At 62.4% G+C, this 1,873-nt stretch carries 2 protein-coding genes and 2 pseudogenes; 1 reads left to right on the plus strand and 3 read right to left on the minus strand.

Annotation, left to right across the window (positions count from 1 at the left end):
• Positions 1–441: 441 nt before the first annotated feature.
• Positions 442–573, plus strand: a pseudogene (locus WBB85_RS19920) (helix-turn-helix transcriptional regulator); the annotation flags it as partial.
• A gap of 51 nt (positions 574–624) precedes the next feature.
• Here WBB85_RS19920 and WBB85_RS19925 read toward each other — a convergent pair.
• The 3 genes and pseudogenes from WBB85_RS19925 to WBB85_RS19935 all read right to left on the minus strand — a co-directional run.
• Positions 625–810: pseudogene (locus tag WBB85_RS19925) on the minus strand (DNA (cytosine-5-)-methyltransferase); the annotation flags it as partial.
• A gap of 160 nt (positions 811–970) precedes the next feature.
• Positions 971–1,459, minus strand: a complete 489-nt coding sequence (locus WBB85_RS19930; protein ID WP_432640331.1) for a hypothetical protein — start codon at positions 1,457–1,459, stop codon at positions 971–973.
• A gap of 44 nt (positions 1,460–1,503) precedes the next feature.
• Positions 1,504–1,683, minus strand: coding sequence for a hypothetical protein (locus WBB85_RS19935; protein WP_432640332.1), 180 nt, complete (start codon positions 1,681–1,683; stop codon positions 1,504–1,506).
• Positions 1,684–1,873 lie beyond the last annotated feature (190 nt).

Genomic DNA, 1,873 nt, shown 5'->3' on the forward strand with positions numbered 1-1,873 from the left:
AGAGAATAACGCCCCAGAGAAACCACTTCCGGGCCTCCTGGCGTCTGGGTAGGTTAACAGCCCCTCCCGCACAACCCTTGAATATAACGTAAAAATCCGGCCGTAGCCGGATGGAGAGAACGATTTCGTGGGGGCAAATGGCGGAGGGAATGACTCGCTCCGCAATTCGGCTGTTTTGGCGTTTCGGATCGAGTCTAGACGCCACGAAAATCCCTGAAATCTTGAGAAAAGTGTCCGACCCCATGCCGATGGGGGCCGCTCCGTCCCGAACGTTCCGACGCCGCTTCTAGGGCTTGCGCCTATTCACGACCTGTCCGCCTGTCTCGAACATAGCCTCCGAGCACGCAACCTACCGACTTGAATAGGTTTTCTTCTCACGCATTCGTTCTCTTGCGACCGAAGTGAGTTGCGCAAAAGGAGACGAAAATGAGCGAAGTATGTATGAATCAGAAAGAACTGGCGGCCCGCTGGAAGATCAGCCACCGAACACTGGAGCGGTGGCGGTGGGCCCAGGAAGGTCCGCGTTACCTAAAGATCGGCGGCCGGGTCGTGTATAGACTGTCCGACGTCGAGGCATTTGAACGCCAGGTTCAAAGCGTTCCTGACGAGCTACTGGCCGAAGGTGCCGTGCCGCGTCTGGTATTCACGCAAGAACGCGCGCAGCGTCAGAGTGCGATGGGCCGATGCCTCCTTCTCGACCGAGATGCCGATCCGGAACGGCGCATGTCCGTCCTCAACGAGGGAGGCAAAGCCCTCGCCAAGTCCGCCTGGACCGGCGAACAGATCGACAATGCCGAAAGTGGCTGACAAATCAGGCTCCTGACGAAATTCATTCAGTCGGTGTATACCAGGTTCCAGATCGAAGACCAGGGTGCACGTGACCGATATCGTAGACAAACAGACCCGTTCCCGGATGATGGCCGGGATCAAGGGGAAGCCCTGATCGGATCGGCGCTGATGATGGGGAGGCTCACTGGTCGCCCCCCTGCGGGACGATCTCGACCTTCAGCGTGCCTGGCCGGACGGTGCGTGCGGGCTCGAAGCCCTGCCGGATGGCTTCAGGCCAGGCGGCGTATTTGCGCTCCGGCACCTTGTAGGCGAGATCGACATACTCGGCCGGGTCGTCCCCGGCATCGCGGATCCGCGTGACCATGTCGGCCAGCCGGTCCTGGTCCCAATCGACCCGCTTCGGCAAATCAGCGACCACGGTGAAATCACCATCGTCGAACCGAACCGTGCCGGTGTCTTTGTCCGAAACCTGCCGTTCTTCGGCGGCCCGGGTGGCATAGCGGACGGCCAGACCGGCATCGAACCGGGTCTTGGCGGCCTTGTCGCGCTTCAGGCGCTCGTCAATCTCGCGCTGCAGGATTGCCAGCAACTCGACCGGCAGCGCCGCGATTTCGGCTGCGCTGAGGGACGGCAGATCGTCCGGCGTTGGGGTGTTCTCGGGGAATGGCATGAATGTAGCTCCGTGATCGGTGAAAAAGGATTGGAAAGCGGGCATCACGCGGCCTCGAGCAGGCGGACCGACAGGGCGGCACCGCTGGATCGGGGCTTGGGCCGGGCGACGGCGATGTAGGCGAACTGGTCGGGGCCGATCCGCGCCTGCACGAGATGGACGAGGTTCTGCTCGGCGGCGCGAAGGGCGGCGGCCGCGACCTGGCGCAAGGCGCGCTGAACCACACTTTACCCGCCTTGCCGTGACACGCGACCAAGCCGACCGGCTTAACCTGCCAATCGCGCCGCCCAAGCCGACCGACCGGCGACGGTTCACCGGGGCAACCGTCCAATGCGAGGCAATCGCCCCCGATATCCTGTCGCGCCTGTTGCAGGATGCAATCGAGGCGCGGCGCGACCCTGACAACGCCTTGGA

Source organism: Albidovulum sp., assembly GCF_049646345.1.
In the GTDB taxonomy this organism is placed as follows: domain Bacteria; phylum Pseudomonadota; class Alphaproteobacteria; order Rhodobacterales; family Rhodobacteraceae; genus Albidovulum.